General features: G+C 53.8%; 18 protein-coding genes. 8 read left to right on the top strand and 10 right to left on the bottom strand.

Going from position 1 to position 18,079, the window contains the following annotated elements:
* The first annotated feature begins 199 nt into the window (after window positions 1-199).
* From AWR27_RS01840 to AWR27_RS01815, 6 genes are all read left to right on the top strand, one after another.
* Window positions 200-1,333, top strand: a complete 1,134-nt coding sequence (locus AWR27_RS01840; RefSeq protein WP_077129615.1) for a mandelate racemase/muconate lactonizing enzyme family protein — start codon at window positions 200-202, stop codon at window positions 1,331-1,333.
* A 3-nt stretch (window positions 1,334-1,336) separates the two neighbouring features.
* Window positions 1,337-2,014: a lysoplasmalogenase gene (locus AWR27_RS01835; RefSeq protein WP_077129614.1), complete on the top strand. Its 678-nt coding sequence runs from the start codon at window positions 1,337-1,339 to the stop codon at window positions 2,012-2,014.
* The gene (locus AWR27_RS01830; protein WP_077129613.1) at window positions 2,011-2,574 is read left to right on the top strand and encodes a GNAT family N-acetyltransferase; all 564 of its coding nucleotides are present in this window, start codon (window positions 2,011-2,013) and stop codon (window positions 2,572-2,574) included. Before AWR27_RS01835 ends, AWR27_RS01830 begins: the two co-directional genes overlap by 4 nt.
* 12 nt (window positions 2,575-2,586) lie before the next feature.
* On the top strand, window positions 2,587-3,867 hold the full coding sequence (locus tag AWR27_RS01825) for a serine hydrolase domain-containing protein (protein WP_077129612.1): 1,281 nt from the start codon (window positions 2,587-2,589) through the stop codon (window positions 3,865-3,867).
* A 40-nt stretch (window positions 3,868-3,907) separates the two neighbouring features.
* Window positions 3,908-4,444 carry a Uma2 family endonuclease gene (locus tag AWR27_RS01820; protein WP_198045090.1) on the top strand — a complete coding sequence of 179 codons (537 nt, stop codon included), beginning with the start codon at window positions 3,908-3,910 and terminating at the stop codon, window positions 4,442-4,444.
* 94 nt (window positions 4,445-4,538) lie between these two features.
* A complete protein-coding gene (locus tag AWR27_RS01815) occupies window positions 4,539-7,241 on the top strand; it encodes a S9 family peptidase (RefSeq protein ID WP_083732723.1) in 2,703 nt (900 codons plus the stop codon).
* A 77-nt stretch (window positions 7,242-7,318) separates the two neighbouring features.
* Here the strand turns inward: AWR27_RS01815 and AWR27_RS01810 are convergent, their stop codons facing one another.
* From AWR27_RS01810 to AWR27_RS01790, 4 genes are all read right to left on the bottom strand, one after another.
* Complete coding sequence (locus tag AWR27_RS01810) at window positions 7,319-8,287, bottom strand: quinone oxidoreductase family protein (protein WP_077129611.1); 969 nt, start codon at window positions 8,285-8,287, stop codon at window positions 7,319-7,321.
* Window positions 8,284-8,640 carry a DoxX family protein gene (locus AWR27_RS01805; protein ID WP_077129610.1) on the bottom strand — a complete coding sequence of 119 codons (357 nt, stop codon included), beginning with the start codon at window positions 8,638-8,640 and terminating at the stop codon, window positions 8,284-8,286. The genes AWR27_RS01810 and AWR27_RS01805 overlap by 4 nt, the downstream gene beginning before the upstream one ends.
* Before the next feature lie 53 nt (window positions 8,641-8,693).
* Window positions 8,694-9,263, bottom strand: a complete 570-nt coding sequence (locus tag AWR27_RS01800) for a TetR/AcrR family transcriptional regulator (RefSeq protein ID WP_077129609.1) — start codon at window positions 9,261-9,263, stop codon at window positions 8,694-8,696.
* A gap of 147 nt (window positions 9,264-9,410) precedes the next feature.
* Window positions 9,411-10,208, bottom strand: coding sequence for an SDR family oxidoreductase (locus AWR27_RS01790; RefSeq protein WP_077129608.1), 798 nt, complete (start codon window positions 10,206-10,208; stop codon window positions 9,411-9,413).
* A gap of 107 nt (window positions 10,209-10,315) precedes the next feature.
* On the opposite strand from AWR27_RS01790, the gene AWR27_RS01785 reads away from it, so the two are divergent.
* The gene (locus AWR27_RS01785) at window positions 10,316-12,169 is read left to right on the top strand and encodes a family 43 glycosylhydrolase (RefSeq protein WP_077129607.1); all 1,854 of its coding nucleotides are present in this window, start codon (window positions 10,316-10,318) and stop codon (window positions 12,167-12,169) included.
* Between the two features lie 52 nt (window positions 12,170-12,221).
* Here the strand turns inward: AWR27_RS01785 and AWR27_RS01780 are convergent, their stop codons facing one another.
* Window positions 12,222-13,100, bottom strand: a complete 879-nt coding sequence (locus AWR27_RS01780) for a bestrophin family protein (RefSeq protein ID WP_077129606.1) — start codon at window positions 13,098-13,100, stop codon at window positions 12,222-12,224.
* 35 nt (window positions 13,101-13,135) lie between these two features.
* Between AWR27_RS01780 and AWR27_RS01775 the strand changes: the two genes are divergently transcribed.
* Entirely contained in the window at window positions 13,136-13,627 is a 492-nt protein-coding gene (locus AWR27_RS01775) for a GNAT family N-acetyltransferase (protein WP_077129605.1), read from the top strand.
* A gap of 139 nt (window positions 13,628-13,766) precedes the next feature.
* Here AWR27_RS01775 and AWR27_RS01770 read toward each other — a convergent pair whose 3' ends face one another.
* The 5 genes from AWR27_RS01770 to AWR27_RS01755 all read right to left on the bottom strand — a co-directional run bounded on the left by AWR27_RS01770 (window position 13,767) and on the right by AWR27_RS01755 (window position 18,011).
* Entirely contained in the window at window positions 13,767-14,309 is a 543-nt protein-coding gene (locus AWR27_RS01770) for a transposase (protein WP_077129604.1), read from the bottom strand.
* Between the two features lie 197 nt (window positions 14,310-14,506).
* Entirely contained in the window at window positions 14,507-15,094 is a 588-nt protein-coding gene (locus tag AWR27_RS25650; protein ID WP_232325946.1) for a TolC family protein, read from the bottom strand.
* A complete protein-coding gene (locus AWR27_RS25645; RefSeq protein WP_232325945.1) occupies window positions 15,091-15,834 on the bottom strand; it encodes a TolC family protein in 744 nt (247 codons plus the stop codon). The genes AWR27_RS25650 and AWR27_RS25645 overlap by 4 nt, the downstream gene beginning before the upstream one ends.
* 81 nt (window positions 15,835-15,915) lie before the next feature.
* Complete coding sequence (locus AWR27_RS01760; RefSeq protein ID WP_077129603.1) at window positions 15,916-17,040, bottom strand: ABC transporter permease; 1,125 nt, start codon at window positions 17,038-17,040, stop codon at window positions 15,916-15,918.
* 122 nt (window positions 17,041-17,162) lie between these two features.
* The gene (locus AWR27_RS01755; protein ID WP_232325944.1) at window positions 17,163-18,011 is read right to left on the bottom strand and encodes an HlyD family secretion protein; all 849 of its coding nucleotides are present in this window, start codon (window positions 18,009-18,011) and stop codon (window positions 17,163-17,165) included.
* Between the last annotated feature and the right edge of the window lie 68 nt (window positions 18,012-18,079).

Genomic DNA, 18,079 nt, shown 5'->3' with positions numbered 1-18,079 from the left:
CTCACAAAAGCAGATACAGACGGTAGCCCTTGAAAAACAGCCTGGCAAGAAAAAAAGAGGATTGAGACACAGGTGCGAAACAAAAATAGATGTTGCTACAACATTTACTTTTACAAAATTTTGGTCTGGGGTCCAGGATTCCCCTATACCACTACGCAAAAAGTAGTAGGTTTGACATATCTCCGTTATACATTACGCAATGATTATCGCTGCCATAAAACTTTACCAATACGACATTCCGCTGAAAGCGCCCATCTCCATTTCGCTCGGCACCATCAAAAACGCTCAAAATCTGCTCATCGAAATTCAGACCGATGCCGGACTGACGGGCTGGGGCGAAGGCTCACCGTTCTGGATGATTGTTGGCGAAACACAGGCGTCGGGGCTGGCAGCAGCGCAGGACATGGCCCGGCTCCTGCTGGGCCGTAATCCGCTCGATATTGACGGTTGTGTGTCGACGCTAAGCCGCTATCTGCCCGGCCACCCCACTACCCGCTCGGCCTTCGACATGGCCTTGTACGACATAGCCGCCAAAGCCGCCAACCTGCCGCTGTATGCGTTTCTGGGTGGAGCGAAACGCCCGCTCGTGACCGACGAAACCATATACATCGACACGCCAGAACGCATGGCTGAGAACGCCCTACGTATTTATGAAAACGGCGGAGTTGCTATTAAAATTAAATTGGGCACCAACGCACCCGACGACCTGAACCGACTCTACGCCATCGAGCAGGCTCTGTCGGCTACGTTTCCCGAACGAACATACTACCACGTTCCCTATCGGTTAGACGCCAATCAGGGTTGGGACTACCCTACTGCGTCTGAGATTTTGTCCCAGACCCGGTTTATCGAACATCAGTTTCAGTATTGCGAACAGCCTGTTCGTAGAGCCGATATTCACCATTTAGCCAAACTCAAAGCGGCTGGCAATGTGCCGATTATGGCCGATGAAAGCCTGTTCGATGGTGCCGATGCCATCCGGCTTGTGCGCGAGGAAGCCGTTGATTATTTCAATATCAAACTGTCGAAAAGCGGTGGTATTCGGGAAGCCCTGAACATCAACGCCATTGCCGAAGCCGCTGGCGTGCCGTGCATGATTGGCTGCATGTCGGAGTCGAGGCTGGCGTTAACGGCCAATGCCCACTTTGCCTCGGCACGGCAAAACGTGCGCTTCTGCGACCTCGACGCCTGTTTTGAACACGCCGACGATCCTGTGCAGGGCGGCATTCGCTACAAAAATCACTATCACATCGAGTTGCCCGACGCGCCCGGCATTGGTGCCGACATTGACCCGACATTTCTGCGTGGTTTACCTAAAATCACTGTCGCCTGAGCCATGACCAACCCGCCTGCCCGCTGGTTCTTACTGCTGTTTGTTGCTGTTACGGGACTGGAAATTCTGGGCGATGTGTCTGGCGTTCGCTGGCTGCATTACGGCTGCAAACCACTGATTATGGGGCTTTTGTTGGTTTGGTCGCGGCAACAGTCGATACCCACAAGCCGGTCGTTATGGCTGTTGCGTGTCGGGATGGTATTTGCCTTGCTGGGTGATGTTTTTCTGATGATTCGGGAAGTTGATTTGTTCGGGCTAGGACTGGCGTCGTTTTTAGTCATGCAGGTACTGTATAGTTTGTCGTTTAGCACAACGCGGGGCTTCGGGCCGGTTTCAGTAAAAATGGTGGGGCTTTACGCACTGTCATTCGTGCTTTATTCGGTCTTTTTCTTAGCTAACCTTCGCCCGGCTTTTGTTGAAAAACCAGCCTTACAGCCACTTTGGATTCCGGTATTGCTATACGTGTTTTGCCTGACCGGTATGGGCCTGATGGCGTCGCTACGTCGGAGGTTGCCGGGCTACGGAGCCGTGCTGCTGGGTGCTATACTCTTTATTTTATCTGATTCGGCGATTGCCATCAACGCATTTCTGTCGCCCTTCGACGGGGCTACTTTGTTCATCATGAGCACCTACGCGGCTGCTCAATATTTGATTGTCACCAACACCCACCCAACCAAATGATTACGATTACGCTTGCCCAAACCGACGACGACCTGCGCGGTATTCTGACTCTACAACAACAAAATCAGGTTAAAAATATCTCGCCCGAAAGCCAATCGCGTGATGGTTTTGTAACGCTGTTATACACGCTCGACCAAATGCAGGTGATGCACGCTGCCGGGCCAAGCGTACTTGCCAAAGACGAAGATCGTGTAGTAGGCTACGCCATCACGGCCATGCCCGCCGTGCGCGATGCCGTTCCTGAACTCGAAAGTCTGTTCAACCTTTGCGAAACACTTCCTTACAAAGGTAAACCTATCAGTCAGTATGCTTATTACCTGATGGGGCAGGTGTGTGTGGCCGATGGCTACCGGGGGCAGGGGTTGTTCGATAAACTGTATGCCCACCACCGGGCTACTTACGGCAATCGGCATCAATTGCTGGTTACAGACATCTCGACTCGCAACACGCGCTCCCTTCGCGCCCATGAACGCGTTGGTTTTCAGAAAGTTCACGAGTTTTATGAGCCCAATGCAGGCGAAACCTGGCAGGTGGTCGTGTGGGATTGGAATCTGGTTTAAACACAATTTTTTATGCGCTACATCGCCTTACTCTTACTCACAACCTCACTCTTCGCGCAGCCGAAACCGCAAACGTTTACGCCCGCCCAATCGCCCGCCGGAGTTGGTTTCTCGCCAGAACGACTCAACCGCGTTGACGCGTTTCTACAGGGGCTGGTCGATCAGGGTATTGCGCCCAACGCCGTTACGTTTGTGGCCCGGCGCGGGCAGGTCGTGCATCATAAAGCGTTCGGATACAGCAATCTGGAAAAGAAAACTCCACTCCGGCGCGATGCTATTTACCGCATTGCCTCGCAATCAAAAGCCATTACGACCGTGGCGTTGATGACGCTGCACGAGGAAGAAAAGTTTCTGCTCGACGACCCTATCAGCAAATACATTCCGGCTTTCAAAAACGCCAACGTGCTGGTCAGCTACGACCGACAGAACCCCACTGGAGGCAGTTACCAAACCCGCCCGGCCAAATCTGAAATAACCATTCGGCAGTTGCTGGCACACAACGCAGGCATTCCCTACGAACACCCGCTCCAGAACCGCCCCGAATTTGCCGTGCCGTTCTTTAATTCGGTAAAACCCGACAAGCTCGAAGACGTTGTAAACCGGCTTGCTACGCGCCCGCTGCTCAACGATCCGGGCACTGATTCGACCGGTAAAGGTTTCGTTTATGGCCTGAACACCGATATTATCGGGCGATTGGTTGAAGTGCTGTCGGGCAAACCGCTCGACGTGGCTCTGCGTGAGCGCGTACTCGACCCGCTCGGTATGACTGACACTTATTTTTATTTACCCAGCGATAAAGCCGGTCGGTTAGTTGAACTCTACGACAAAGGCAAAGCCGACAGGCCGCTGGTGCTGCACCCCAACGAAACCTACCGTAACTACGCCATTTCGGGTGCACGGACCTATTTTTCGGGCGGGGCGGGGCTGGTTAGCACCGTCGAAGATTACGCCCGATTTTGTCAGATGCTGCTCAACGGCGGCACCTTTAACAACCGGCGGATTCTGGGACGGAAAACCGTCGAGATGATGACACGTAACCAAATCGGTGCGGCTAAAGTATGGGAACGCGAAGACAAGTTCGGGCTTGGTTTTCAGCTAATTACCGAAGGTAGTCACTACGGCGATCAGGCCACGCCGGGCGCGTACACGTGGGGCGGCATGTACTGTTCCGAATTTACCATCGACCCCAAAGAAGACCTGATTTTGCTGGTGTTCACCAACGTACAGCCTTACGCTCATTACAACGATTTTGTCCGCAAGTTCCGCACGGCTGTATATCAGGCACTCGAATAAGATTGTTATCTTTGACTGATGCCACTCAATCAGCAACATAATGGAAACCAAACCTAAAAAGCGTCGGACATTAACAGCCGTTTCGACCAAACGCCCGGCAATCATACCCGAATCGCTGGTATATGAAATGCTGGATGGCCGTCCTTTATATTATCAGGGCTATCGCGAGGTGCTGGCAGGCCGCAAAACCACCGAAGAAGTTATGGGATCGAGTACGTTACAATGGGTGTTGGTATCTTATTTTATGAAAATTATGTATCGCTCACTCGATGAAAGCCGATACTGGTTTGCTTCCAACGAAGCAGGCGTTCATCTGGACCATCGCAGCAACCTCTCGCATGACGTAGCCATCTACGACCGAACCGTGCTGACGCCCGATAAAATCAACAAAAAATACGCCAGCGTACCGGCTTTGGTTGCCATCGAGATTGACGTAAAAGCCGACCTGTCGAACGTTGAAGACCGAAACTACGTCAACCTGAAGACGCGCAAACTGCTCGATTTTGGCACCGGTAAAGTGATTTGGGTATTCTCGGATTCGCAACAGGTGATGGTAGCCGAACGCACCGCCATTTAACCCCGCCCTTAACCGATTATACAGTATATACCTTTGAATAAGCAACGATACGGGGGTGCATGTATATTTGTCATTCAAACTATATGCTCCTATCATGCGAACATTAACGCTTATCCTGCTCGGTTTGGTGGCCCTGTCGCCCCTTGCGGTGTCGGCACAGACCGCGCCCACCAAACCGGCTGCTTCGGCCACGGCACTGCCGCCCATCATCGACCGTGATTTGTTCTTCGGCGACCCCGAAATCAGCGGGGCGCAGCTTTCGCCCGATGGCAAATTCATGTCGTTTATCAAGCCCTACAAAGGCACCCGCAACATCTGGGTCAAAGCCCTGAACGCGCCCTTCCCGGCGGCCAAACCCATGACTGCCGACACCACCCGGCCCATTCGTGGGTATTTCTGGTCGCGCGATGGCAAGTACCTGTTATTCAGTCAGGATAAGGGCGGAGATGAGAATTTTAACATCTACGCCGTTAACCCCGTCGAGACTCTGAAAGCCGGGCAGGACGTACCCACCGCCCGCGACCTGACGGGACTGAAAGGCGTTCGAGTGTACATCTACAACGTCCCCAAAACCGACCCTAACAGCATTTATATCGGCCTGAACGAGCGCGACAAAGCCTGGCACGACCTCTACAAACTGAACCTGACAACAGGCGAGAAAACGCTGGTTCGGAAAAATACCGACCGTATCGGTGGCTGGGATTTCGACTGGGACGACAAGCTGCGTTTTGCCAGCCGCTCGAACGAAGACGGTAGTACCGACATTCTGCGCGTTGATGCCGACGGTTTAAAGAAGATTTACTCGGCCAAACTTGGCGAAAACGCGGGTATTGCGGGTTTTACGAAAGACAACAAGCGGGTTTACCTGATTTCTAACACCGGCAATGAGCGCGACCTGACCGAGGTGCTGCTGATGGACCCCGAAAGCGGGAAATCAGAAACGTATGAAGTTGACCCGATGAAGCGCGTTGACCTGAGCAACATGGCTTTTTCGGAAAAAACCCGCGAACCCATTTATACCATCTACGAAGACGACCGGGTGCGCTACCTCTGGAAAGATAAGTCGTTCCAGACCGATTACGCCATGATTAAGAAACAGTTGCCGAACGTAGATGCTTATTTCGGCAGCCACACCAACGACGAACGGTACTGGCTGGTTTCGGCCACGAGCGACATCGACCCCGGTGCTACCTACCTCTACGACCGACAGACCAAAACGCTGACATTCCAGTACCGCCCGCGCCCGAAGCTGCCCGTCACTGACCTGGCACCGATGCAAACACTGCGCTACAAATCGTCGGACGGTCTGGAGATTCCGGCCTATCTGACCTTACCCAAAGGCGTTGCGGCTAAAAACCTGCCACTGGTGGTGTTTCCGCACGGTGGCCCGTGGGCGCGTGATACGTGGGGGTACGATTCGTTTTCGCAGTTCCTCGCCAACCGGGGCTATGCGGTGCTGCAACCCAACTTCCGGGCCTCGACCGGCTACGGCAAAAAGTTTCTGAACGCAGGCAACAGACAGTGGGGTCTGCTCATGCAGGATGATATTACCTGGGGGGTTAAAGAGTTGATTGCCAAAGGCATTGTTGACCCCAAGCGCGTCGGTATCATGGGGATTTCGTATGGTGGCTATGCCACGCTGGCTGGTCTGGCCTACACGCCCGACGTATATGCCGCCGGGGTGTCGTATGTGGGGCCGTCGAACCTGCTGACGTTGCTGAATTCGATTCCGGCCTACTGGGAAGCGGGCCGCAAACAAATGTACGAATGGATGGGCGATCCCAACACCCCCGAAGGCAAGGCTATTCTAACGAAGGCTTCACCGTTGAATTCGTCGGACAAGATTAAAGCTCCGCTGCTGGTGATTCAGGGAGCCAACGACCCCCGCGTGAACAAAGCCGAGTCAGACCAGATTGTGATTGCCCTGCGCGACCGGGGTTTCCCGGTTGAATACATCGTTGCGCCCGACGAAGGACATGGTTTTGCGCGGCCCGTAAACAGCCAGGCGGCTTTGGCGGCTGCGGAGAAGTTTCTGGCAAAGCACCTCGGTGGACGGTATCAGGAGTCGATGCCTGATAACATTGCCAAACGCCTGACCGAAATTACGGTTGACCCCAAAACCGTAACGCTGGCGAAGAAAGTGGCCGTTTCCAACGAAGCTCCGAAACCCAGCGGCAACCTGAAAGCGGGTGTTTATTCGTACAAAGTAAACCTCGAAGCGCAGGGCCAGAACATTCCGATGGACCGCACGATTACGGTAGCCGAAGCGGGCGACAACCTGAAAATCAGCGATAAGGTTAGCTCAGCCATGACCGGCGAGATAACCGACGAAGTAGAGGTGACGAAAGCCACGCTGGCTCCGGTGAAACGGGCCATAAAACAAGGCCCCGTTACCATTGAAACAACTTACACGGCAGAGAAAGTGACGGGCACAATGGGCATGAACGGCCAGAATAAGCCCATCGACAGCAAACTGGAAGGCGCACTCTTCGCCGACGGCGGGGGCGACGGGCTGCAATTAGCCACCCTGCCACTCAAAGAAGGGTACTCGACCACCTACCGAAATTTCGATCTGACACAACAGAAGACAAAAGCGTATGCGCTGACGGTTGTCGGTAAAGAATCGGTAACGGTACCCGCTGGCACATTCGATGCCTGGAAAGTGGAGATCAAACCCGCCGATGGTTCTGCCGGTAGCCGTACCCTCTACATGGCAACCGACGGTAGCGGACGCTTCATTAAAGAAGAAGCTGTTATTCAGGGCGGTATGAAGATGGTTTCGGAGTTGGCGAAGTAGGTCAGCGTTCGCTGTATAACAGGCAAATAAGCCGAATGTCATTGCTTTCGAGTAATGATATTCGGCTTATTTGCCTGTTACGGCAACAACAGCAGCTTCCCGGTGGTGCCACGTCCTTCCAGATCGCGGTGGGCCTGGGCGGCATCGGCCAGCGCGTAGGGCGGCTGAATCAGCAGCGATAACTCGCCCGACGCTACCCAGTTGAATACCATACCGGCCCGTTCGAGCAGAGCCTGCCGGGTCAGTATATAATCATTCAGTTTGGGCCGCGTGAGCATGAGCGAACCTTTAGCACTCAACATAGCGGGCGCAAACGGCGGTACGGCTCCGCTTGCATTCCCGAACGATACCATCGCGCCAAGCGGGCGCAGGCTGTTCAGACTTCCCTCAAACGTACTCTGACCTACTGAATCATACACAACGTGAACGCCCTGACCACCCGTAAGTCGACGTATTTCATCGGCAAAGTCGGTTTGGGTGTACAGAATCACTTCATCGGCACCGTGTTGGCGCGAGAGTTGGGCTTTTTCTTCGGTCGAAACCGTCGTAATTACGCGGGCACCACGCTGGCGGGCTATTTGCGTCAGCAGCAGGCCAACGCCCCCGGCACCGGCATGAATCAGTACTGTATCGCCAGGCCGGATTGGGTAGGTTGTGTAGGCCAGATACTGCGCCGTCATACCCTGCAACAGCGCGGCTGCTGCTTGCTGATCGGTTAGCCCATCGGGAATTGGTACGAGCCTATCGGCAGGAACGGTATTGTATTCGGCATAGGAGCCAGGGTGGGTCGTGTAGCCTACCCGCTGACCGGGTTTTACAACCGTAACGCCTTCGCCCACGGCTTCCACTACGCCCGCGCCTTCATTGCCAGGCACGTAGGGCAACGGTACCGGGTACAGGCCGCTGCGGTGATAGGTGTCGATGTAGTTAATGCCGATAGCAGTATGACGAACAAGAGCTTCACCCGCTTTAGGCGTTGGTGTGGGCAGGTCTACGAGAGCCAGAACGTCTGGCCCGCCGGTTTGCGTAAATTGAATGGCTTTCACAGGTATGATTCTCTCTCAATAGGTAACAGTGCTGTTAACAACAAAACCGTAGCTACTGTTGCCGGAATTGCCTCCTGAAAAGGTCGAACGGCTCCGACGTGTATAGCAATGGCAGAAACCGACAGCAGTAGTAAGCCCAGCAAGGCCAGTCGGCGCGTAGGCCGGATCCAAAGACCAATAACCCCCAACACCTCGGCAATACCAATGAGCAAACCGCCTGTCTGATCAACGTGCAGCGTGGCGAGTTGCTGGTAGAGTGGTGCAAAGCCGATGATTTTTAACACGCCTACCGTACCGAACTGTACCGATAGCAGTCCGAGCAGTCCTGTCAGAATAAATCGTTTAGTTTTCATAATTTTAAATCATTGGTTTTTTTTATAACACTGTTTTTAAATGCTTAAAAAAATTACAGCCCCTTAATAAATCGACTAATTGCTTCATCGATCAGCCGCTCGAACCGGCCTGTAGCTTCGGGCTTACAATCGTGCCGCGCGAGTGCAACAAAGCCCTGCATCATAGCAAACCACTGCACAAACACGGATTCAACGTCATCGTCGGTCAGTTGCCGCAACACTGTCTGAATCTGTGTCATGCCTTCGGCGGCTTCGTGCGTGGCATCGTTCCGGCATACCGCTCCGTCGAGGTTAAACATCAGCGCATATCGCTCAGGGTTATTCCGTGCGAAGTGCAGCATTGCCAGCGAAACAGCCTTTAGTTGCTTTTTAGGCTTGCCATCCCGTTCAGCCAATGCCACGATCAGGATGTCGCGCAGTTGGCGAAAACTTTCGCGCTGAAGTTCTTCCAGAATAGCCTCTTTACTACCAAAATAATGATAAATAGCTGTTGTACTGGTTTGAAGCCGATCCGCAATTTTTCGGGTCGATACACCGGGCCAGCCTTCTTCACCAGCCAATGCCAGCGTGTGCCGGAGAATATCGGCCTTTAAATCTTCCTGATAAATTGCTTTTCGATTCACGAATCTGTAACAGTGTTATAAATTATAAAGGTTCAGTCTGCTTCAAAAAAAATAATCGCGTTCTACCCGACAGATGCGGGTTTTATACGATGCATACCATCGTTCGCGGCCCATCTGCTGGGCAAGCTGATGTTCGGTCAAAAAAAATTAGCCCATCAGCAGCGATTCGGCACCGTCGATCCAGATGGGCGTGCCGGTGATGTGGCTGGCCCGGTCAGACGCCAGAAACAGCACTAAATCAGCCACTTGTTTACTGGTTCCCGACTTGCCGTCGGTCAGCGGAATCTTGCCTTCGGGAAACTCGACCGGTTCTTTAGCCTGATCGATGGCGCGTTTTTCGGTGCTGTCGTCAATATTGGTGTCGATAGCACCGGGGCATACCACATTGACCCGAATGCGATGTTTCGCCAGTTCGAGTGCGGCCATCTGCGTGAAGGCTACCTGCGCGGCTTTGGTGCAGGAATAGGCCGTTGCGCCCGTGTTGCTAAAAATGCGGGTGCCGTTTACCGACGCCGTGATGATGATAGAGCCGCCCTGCTTTTTCAGCAATGGCAGCGCGTATTTGACGGTATAGAAGGTGCCGTTCAGGTTTACGTCGATGGTCTTTTGCCACTCGTCGGGTTCGAGTTCATCGAGCGGTGCCCACACGCCGTTGATACCCGCGTTGGCAAACACGATGTCTAACCGCCCAAACTGCTGTTCGATGTCGGCATAGACCCGTTGCATGTCTTCGACTTTCGAGATGTCGGCGGTAACGCACAGGGCTTCGCCCCCGGCCTGTCGAATCTCGTTGGCCGTTTGATCGACCTCATCGCTGCTTCGGCTCAACACGGCCACTTTTGCTCCTTCGCGGGCCATGAGCAGGGCCGCTGCTTTGCCGATTCCCGACCCTGCGCCCGTAACCAAAGCTACTTTGTCTTTTAATTCGTTTCGCTGAGTTTCCATGACTGAATGGTAATTATCTAATTAGAAGCTATTATCGCCCGTAATGTTGGTAAAACTGGAATAATTTTACCGAAAGGTTGGCTCTTAAAAACCTTTACTTTCGCCTTATGAACACGTTACGCCTGCTCCTTGCCCTGTGCCTGCTCTCCGCATTTGCCACGGCCCAAACGCCGAAGCAGCCGAACGCGGCTGACCGCAGCCCGGCCCGGACCTACTGCAACCCGATGGACATTAGTTATCGGTATAATTTTGAGCAGATGAACGAGCGGGTTTCGTACCGCTCCGGGGCCGACCCCGTTATTATCAATCACAAAGGGGAGTACTACTTGTTCGTGACGATTCAGGGCGGGTGGTGGCATTCGAAAGACCTCAGCAACTGGCGGTACGTAGTGCCCGATAAATGGCCGATGGAAGATATGTGTGCCCCGGCGGCTCTGTCGGTGCGCGATACGCTGTATCTGTTTCAAAGTACGTTCGAGCAACGGCCCATTTTCATCTCGACCGAGCCGGAGAAAGGTAAACTCAAGTTTTACAACCGCTGGTTGCCGCGCCTGCCCAAAGACATCGGTCCCTGGGACCCGGCCCTCTTCCACGACCCCGACACCGACAAGTGGTATATGTACTGGGGTTCCTCGAACGTGTACCCGATTTTCGGGGCCGAACTCGACAAAAGCCGCAAGCTCACCTACGCCGGAAACAATCCCGCTGAAGCCTACAAGGCCATGTTCTGGCTCGATCCTTACAAACACGGCTGGGAACGCTTCGGCCCGAACCACTCCGACCCGTTCAAGCCGTTTACGGAAGGAGCCTGGATGACCAAATACAACGGCAAATACTACCTGCAATATGGCGCACCCGGCACTGAATACAATGTGTATGGCAACGGCACGTATGTAGGCAAAGACCCGCTGGGACCGTTCGAGTACGCGCCCTACAACCCCATTGCCTACAAGCCGGGCGGCTTTGCGACGGGTTGCGGCCACGGCAACACGTTTCAGGACAATTACGGCAACTACTGGAATACCGGCACCACCTGGATTGGCGTGAACTGGGGTATGGAACGGCGCATTGTGATGAATCCCGCCGGTTTCGACAAAGACGATCAGATGCACGTGAACACCCGATTCGGCGATTACCCGCACTACCTGCCTACCGGGAAATGGACAAACCGCGACGAACTCTTCACGGGCTGGATGCTGCTCAATTACCGTAAACCCGTAACGGCCTCGTCTACGCTGGCAACTGCCCCCACCGACACTGTTACCGCCGACCGCGTGGCCGACGAGAACCCGCGCACGTTCTGGGTGGCCGGGCAAAACAAATCAGGCGAAACGCTTACCACCGACCTCGGCGCAGAAGCTGACATCCGGGCCGTGCAGGTCGATTATTTCGACTACAAACTCGATATTTTCGACTCCGATTCAACGGTTTACACCCAATTTAAAATTCTGACTTCGTTGGATGGCAAACGCTGGGAAACCGTAGCTGACCTGACGAAAGAACCCAAAAAAGACCATGCCTGCGCTTACGTTGAGATTTCGGTTCGGGCCGATGGCAAACCCGTGCGGGCGCGGTATGTGCGTTATGAACACGTCTACACTGCCGGAAAACACCTCAGCATCAACGCTTTCCGGGTCTTTGGCACCGGCACTGGCAAAGCCCCCGCCACGCCCCCCGGCCTGACCGTAAAACGCCAGAAAGACCAGCGCAACGCCGACATTAGCTGGGGCAAAGTACCCGGCGCAACGGGCTACAACATCCGCTGGGGTATCGCACCCGATAAGCTCTACCAGACCTACCAGTTTTTTCACGATCAGGCCGGGCCGCGTTCGGCCCACCACGACACGGCCAGTCCCTTCGAGTTGCGGGCGTTGAACGTGGGCGTACCGTATTACTTCGCCATCGAAGCCTTCAACGAAAACGGCGTTTCGGCCCTGAGCGAGGTGGTGAGTGGAGAGTAAGATGAGAATGATTTTCACCACTGTTAACGCAGGGCTGACATTTGGCTGGGAACTACAATAACTCGCCTACGGCATTCCGAATGTTGGTTGCCATGCGGTCGGTGGGGAGATCGTTGGCGTCGGTGCCGAACGGGTCTTCGATTTCTTCGGCGATGAGTTCTAAACTGGCAAGCACGTAGAACACAATCAGCACCACCGGAATGACCCAGTAATGCAGCGACAGCACATAACCGAGTGGCAGCGTGAGGCAGTAGAGGGCCACAAACTTTTTCAGGAACGACGAGTACGAGTACGGAATGGGCGTGGTGTGGATGCGTTCGCAAATGCCGCAGATGTCGGTAAACGACTGGAATTCAGCATTAAGCACCAGCAGATGCTCGGCCCGGATAACGCCCCGCTGATATAATTCGTCCATTTTTCCGAAAAGCCGCATCGCCACCTGATTCGGCTGGTGTTTTTGCAAATCAACCGAAGCGGGGTCGAAACCGGGGCAGGCTACCAACTCGTCGGGCCGGGCCTGACCGCGCAGGTGATTTTTCAGCGCAAACGCGTAGTTGGGAATCATGGCCCGAAAAAACTGTCGGTCGGCGGTGTCGGCTTCACCGAGAATATGCGCCAGTTTTATAGCTAAATTGCGCGAGTTGTTGGTCAGGCTTCCCCACGCTTTGCGGCCTTCCCACCAGCGGTCGTAGGCCGTATTGGTGCGAAATACGAGCAGCATTGAAATGACAAAGCCCAGCAGCGAGTGCATGATAGCTCCATTTTTCAGATCGGAATCGGGGCCGGGGTGAACGTACTCGATGATAAAATACGCTACAGCCGTACTGTAGACGAGTACACCAAGCAGCGAAGGACCCAGCTTACGGGCCGTATCGCCCTTGTCTAATGAAAAAATGGTTCTAAGCCATTCTTTTGAATTATAATCAACCATACGGCAACCAACAAAAACTGCCGTAAACTTGCAACATGACAGTTCGCTTTTGTAACGACCAACCCGATGTTTTTCTGTCGATTGTTCGCGAAGTAGGCCAGTGGCTCGCCGATAACGGCCACGAAATGTGGGAGATCGATACGCTCACGCCCGAAAACCTTTTCGATGTCTACACCCGCGATAATGCTTATGTGCTGTATGCCGACGAAACCCCGGCTGCAACGTTCATTCTGCAGTGGAAAGACCCGCTTTACTACGCCGACGTACCTGATAATACGGCGGGGTTCATCCATAAAGTAGCCATTCGGCGTCAGTTTGCCGGGCAGAATCTGTTTGCGCCCATACTCGATTTCTGCCGGGCCGAGTGCCTGAAACGGGGCATCCACGAAATTCAGTTAGAGACCGACGCCACCCGCCCCGCGCTGATGCGTTTCTACGAACGCTACGGCTTCGTGCCAACCTATCAGAAAATCATCCACGAGTTCGGCCAGACATTTCTGTGCCAGTACTACGTATTACAGTTCTGACCACCTGTAGAGACGCGACCCTTCGCGTCTCAGGAACCGGATGGTATGGTCTTGCCTACCAGATGGTTCTCCCCGCCGGATGATTCTGCCTGCCGGATGATTCTGCCTGCCGGTGCCTGAGACGCGAAGGGTCGCGTCTCTACATATATAGATTCTCGCTATTATCCTGATCTTTATACCAATTGTAAGGGTTTGCATCTATGTATTGTCGTATTCGGTTCAGTTCGTCGATATTGCGAATGACCCGGTCATAATAGCGGGGTTGCCAATCGAAGACGAGACCATTAGTTGTCGCAAACGTCTTCACGCCAGATTTAAATCCTCGGACAATGGAAGCCAGGTTTTGCCGTTGAGGTCCAAACACGTTCGGTTGCCAACCCTCATAGTTGTCCTTACATATCCACAGAACACCGTGCAAATGATTGGGCATAAGCTGAAAGACATCCAGCAAAACATACGGTTGATAGTGAGAGATGGCGTGCCAGCCTTCCAGCACACGCTGCCCAATGGGTGTTGGTTGGAGAAACCATTCCCCATTTGAATCGGTTATGATTTCACCAAAACGGCATTCACGATTTTTCGTGCAAATGGTGATGAAGTACATTCCATTTGACCCATAATCGTATTCCGCCAACCGCGTAGATTCTATTCGATACTGATCCGCAAATCGCTTCTGGCTCATTTTTTACCCTACAGACGAGAAGTCCGCCACATAGTAACGCTTCACCGTAGAGACGCGACCCTTCGCGTCTCCTCATCCGGCAGGTAAACCCATCCGGCAGGTAAAACCATCTGGTAGGCGAAACCATCCGGCAGGCGAAACCCATTTGGTAAACCCAACCATACCATCCGGTTCCTGAGACGCGACCCTTCGCGTCTCTACAGGGTTCCCAACGCCCGCCGTACCTGCAACTGTCCTAACAGCACGTCGTAAATGGCGCGGAGATAATTGTTTTCAGCTTGTTGCAGCGCGTATTCGCTATTGCGAAAGTCGGCCAGAACGAGCGTACCGGCATCGAACCGAACGCGGTCAACAGCCAGAATCTGCTGTGCCTGAACAATGTTTTTCTGCGTTTCAATCAGGTTTTCGCGGGCCTGATCCAGCGTGTTGCGGGCCGCCCGACTTTCGTAGTCAAAATCGTTGCGGAGCCTTTGAATGGTATTCTGGTTGATCTGCACCCGGCGTACATAATCCTGACGATTGAGCCGGGTTTGCCGACCGTCGAAAATCGGTACGTTCAGCCGCAGACCGACGTAGTTGTACGGAAACCAGGTGCCGCTCTGGAATGGGTTGAACGTATCGGCAAACTGCTGGGCGAAATACGCACCATAGGCCGTTATGACCGGAGCCAGCCGAGCCTGTTCGCGCCGTTGATTCAATTCATTCACCTGTCGGCTTAGTTCCTCCTGCCGCAGTTCGATGCGTTCGCCCGTAGCCAGTTCCTGCGCCTGAAACTGCGCAATCAACGCCCCAGCGAATCGGCGGGTTCAACAGCCTGCGGACTGTTGATGCGGTAGCGCAGGTTATCGAGACTCAGCGCATAGTCGCGCTGATCGTTTCGGAGGGTCAGGTCGGCATTGCTCAGGTCGAGGGCGAAGCGGTCGAGGTCGGTTTTGAGCAGTGTTCCGGCCTGTAGTCGGGTTTGTGCCTGTTCGAGGTAGCTTTGCGCCCGCATTTTTGCCTGCTCCGACAGCCGCTGTTTTTCGCGGTTGAACACGGCCTGATAATACGCTTCCGTTACCTGCTGTCGCACATCGACTTTCAGCTTTTCGAGCGTAGCTTGTTGATTGTCAACGTTCAACCGGTTGATGCGCCGGTCGATGCGGCTCTGCGCGTCGTAGACTTTTTGTTCGGCCTGCACGTTCAGCACGTTGTTGACGGGCGTACCAAATTGCAGCACCTGATCGGTGCCGGTGCCGGTAAAGCCCCCCCTGATAATGTTTCGCTGAATTTGCGTATTCCAGCGAAAATCAGCTCCGGCGTTCACCTGCGGTTGCCAGCGGGCACGTCGGCGGGTTTCATCGCTTTCCGTAATCTGCGTTTGCAGTTGCTGATTTGTCAACTCCAGCCGGTTCGATTGCGCCTGTTGCAACGCCTGCGGGAGGGTAAGACGATTGAATGATTGACTAACTGAAGGATTGAATGATTGACTGAATGAGTGATTAAATAACATCATCAGTGCAATCTGAACACCTATCTTTTTCATGGCTATTTGCGATTAATCAACTGGAAGCATGATGCCCTGCTATCACACTCAATCATTCAACCAGTCAATCATTCAATGATTTTATCCCCTAAATACCGAAGCCGGTTCTAATGAAATAATCCGACGAATGGCAAATACGCTGCCGCCCAGCGAGATCACCAGCGTAACCACAAACAGCGCGTACTCGAACCAGACCGGGAAGTAAAACAGGGTGCCCGACTCGGCAATACCAAGTCGAAAGCCCTCGACCATAAACCGGCCAACCGTGTACCCCACAATGGCAAACAGCAGAGCCTGAGTCATAATCAGGCGACTGACGTAGCCGTTGGTGGCCCCGATAGCTTTTAACGTGCCGTAGTCTTTGATGCGGTCGATGGCGGCTGAATAGAGCGTTAACCCGATGATAACCAGCCCTGAAATGATCGCGAACCCAATCAAACTCCCGAACGATGCGGCAATGCCATTGGTCGCCAGTACGGTTTTGACGGTGGTGGTCGACAGTTCCTGCGCGTTCCAGGCCCGCACGCCATTGATGCTCCGGTTGATGACCTGGATCACCTTCGATTCGGCTACGCCCGGTTTCGGTTTCACCAAATAAAAGCTCACTTTATTGGTTGGTACATTGGCTAAGTAGCGGGCACGTTCGATGGTCGTGAAAGCCAGCAGTCCCCCGCCGAAACTCCGCGCCCCACGTGTTAGCCCGGCGTTATAGACTTTCTTGCCGTTCACCTCAAAATAGTCGCCGGGTTTTAGTCCGCCGAGAGCTTTTGCATCGTAAAAATCGGTGATGAGCGCACCATCGGGCAGCATGTCCTGCGGTTTGGCCGTATAGAGCCGCCACGGGCCACCCACAAAGTTGGGTGCCTGCGATCCGATGAGCGAAAATCCGCCCGTTTCGCCGTTGGCAAACTTGGCTCCGGCACCGGCTATCACCACCGGATACACCCGCTCCACACCCGGCAGCGACGCAATTTCGTTGCCCTTCCTGACATCGAGCAGGCTAAGCTGATTGGCGTTGGTAGTGGTTTCGTCCGTGACCCAGATGTAGCCTCTGTTATTGTCGACAATGCTCCGCATGGCGTCGGTCAGGAAGATAAAAATACCCGCCTGCTGCCCCACCAGGAACACCGAGATTACAATGCCCGCCAACGCCCCGAAGGACTTTGCCTTGTCGTAGCGGATGAATTTGAAAGCTGTTCGTAGCATGATTTTTGGGGACACAGAGCTGCACGGAGGAACACGGAGATACACAGAGGTATTCTTCAGGAAAGCAAACATTTTCTCTGTGTATCTCCGTGTTCCTCCGCGTATCTCTGTGTCATAACTATTTAGTTGACAGAGATCACACACTCTACCCTTGCCCCGATGATAACCTTGCCGGGGTCGTCTAACTGTACCCGCACTTCGCGAACGCGCCGGTCTTCGAGGTTGGCCGCGTTGTCGGAAAAGAGCGATTTTTTGCGGAGATAAGGCGAGGTCAGCACTACCGTACCGGTCGTCAGGCGTTCGTCGCTACCTTGTGGCCGAACGTAGGCTTTCTGACCGACTTTCACCCGGAGCGCAAACAGTTCGTCAATTTCCGTGACGGCCACAAGCGGCCCGGCGGGGGCGAAATCACCGATAGACTGGTTACTGGTCAGAAACTGCCCTACTTTGGCGTCGAGGCTCAACAGCGTACCGTTGTCGGGAGCCTTCACCGTTTTCAGACCCGCTACCGTGTTGGCATACTGAATGTCGGCACGTAGCGAACCAATCTGGCTCTCGGCCTGCCGCACCTGCGCTTCCGACGCCCGAATTTGCTGTTGCAGGTTCGTGACCTGGTACTGCGAATCATCTAACTCCTTCCTGGTCAGGGCATTTCCAGTAAATAGCGTTTGGTTGCGTTTGAGGTCGGCTTCGGCTTTCTGGAGTTGTACGCGCAGTGTCTGTACGTTTTGCCGGGCCGTTTCGATGGCGTCCTGCTGGGTGCTGATCTTTACGTTCGCCTGCCGAAGCTGGGCCGTTTCAACAGCGTTGTCCATCGTCAGGACAACCTGCCCTTTTTTCACCTGATCGCCAATATTGACACTGATACGTTTGACCAATCCGCCCGTTTCGGCAGATAGCTGACTGATGCGGGCCGCCGGTTCAATCACAGCAATACCCACTACTTCATCGATGCGCTTCGGCGTTTGCACCGTGCGGACGCTATCCTGCTGTTCGGCGGGTTTGGACTCTTTGCTGGAACAGGATGTTAATAGAAGTA

Source organism: Spirosoma montaniterrae (assembly GCF_001988955.1).
GTDB classification, from domain to species: domain Bacteria; phylum Bacteroidota; class Bacteroidia; order Cytophagales; family Spirosomataceae; genus Spirosoma; species Spirosoma montaniterrae.
This window is presented reverse-complemented; position numbering and strand designations above follow the sequence as displayed.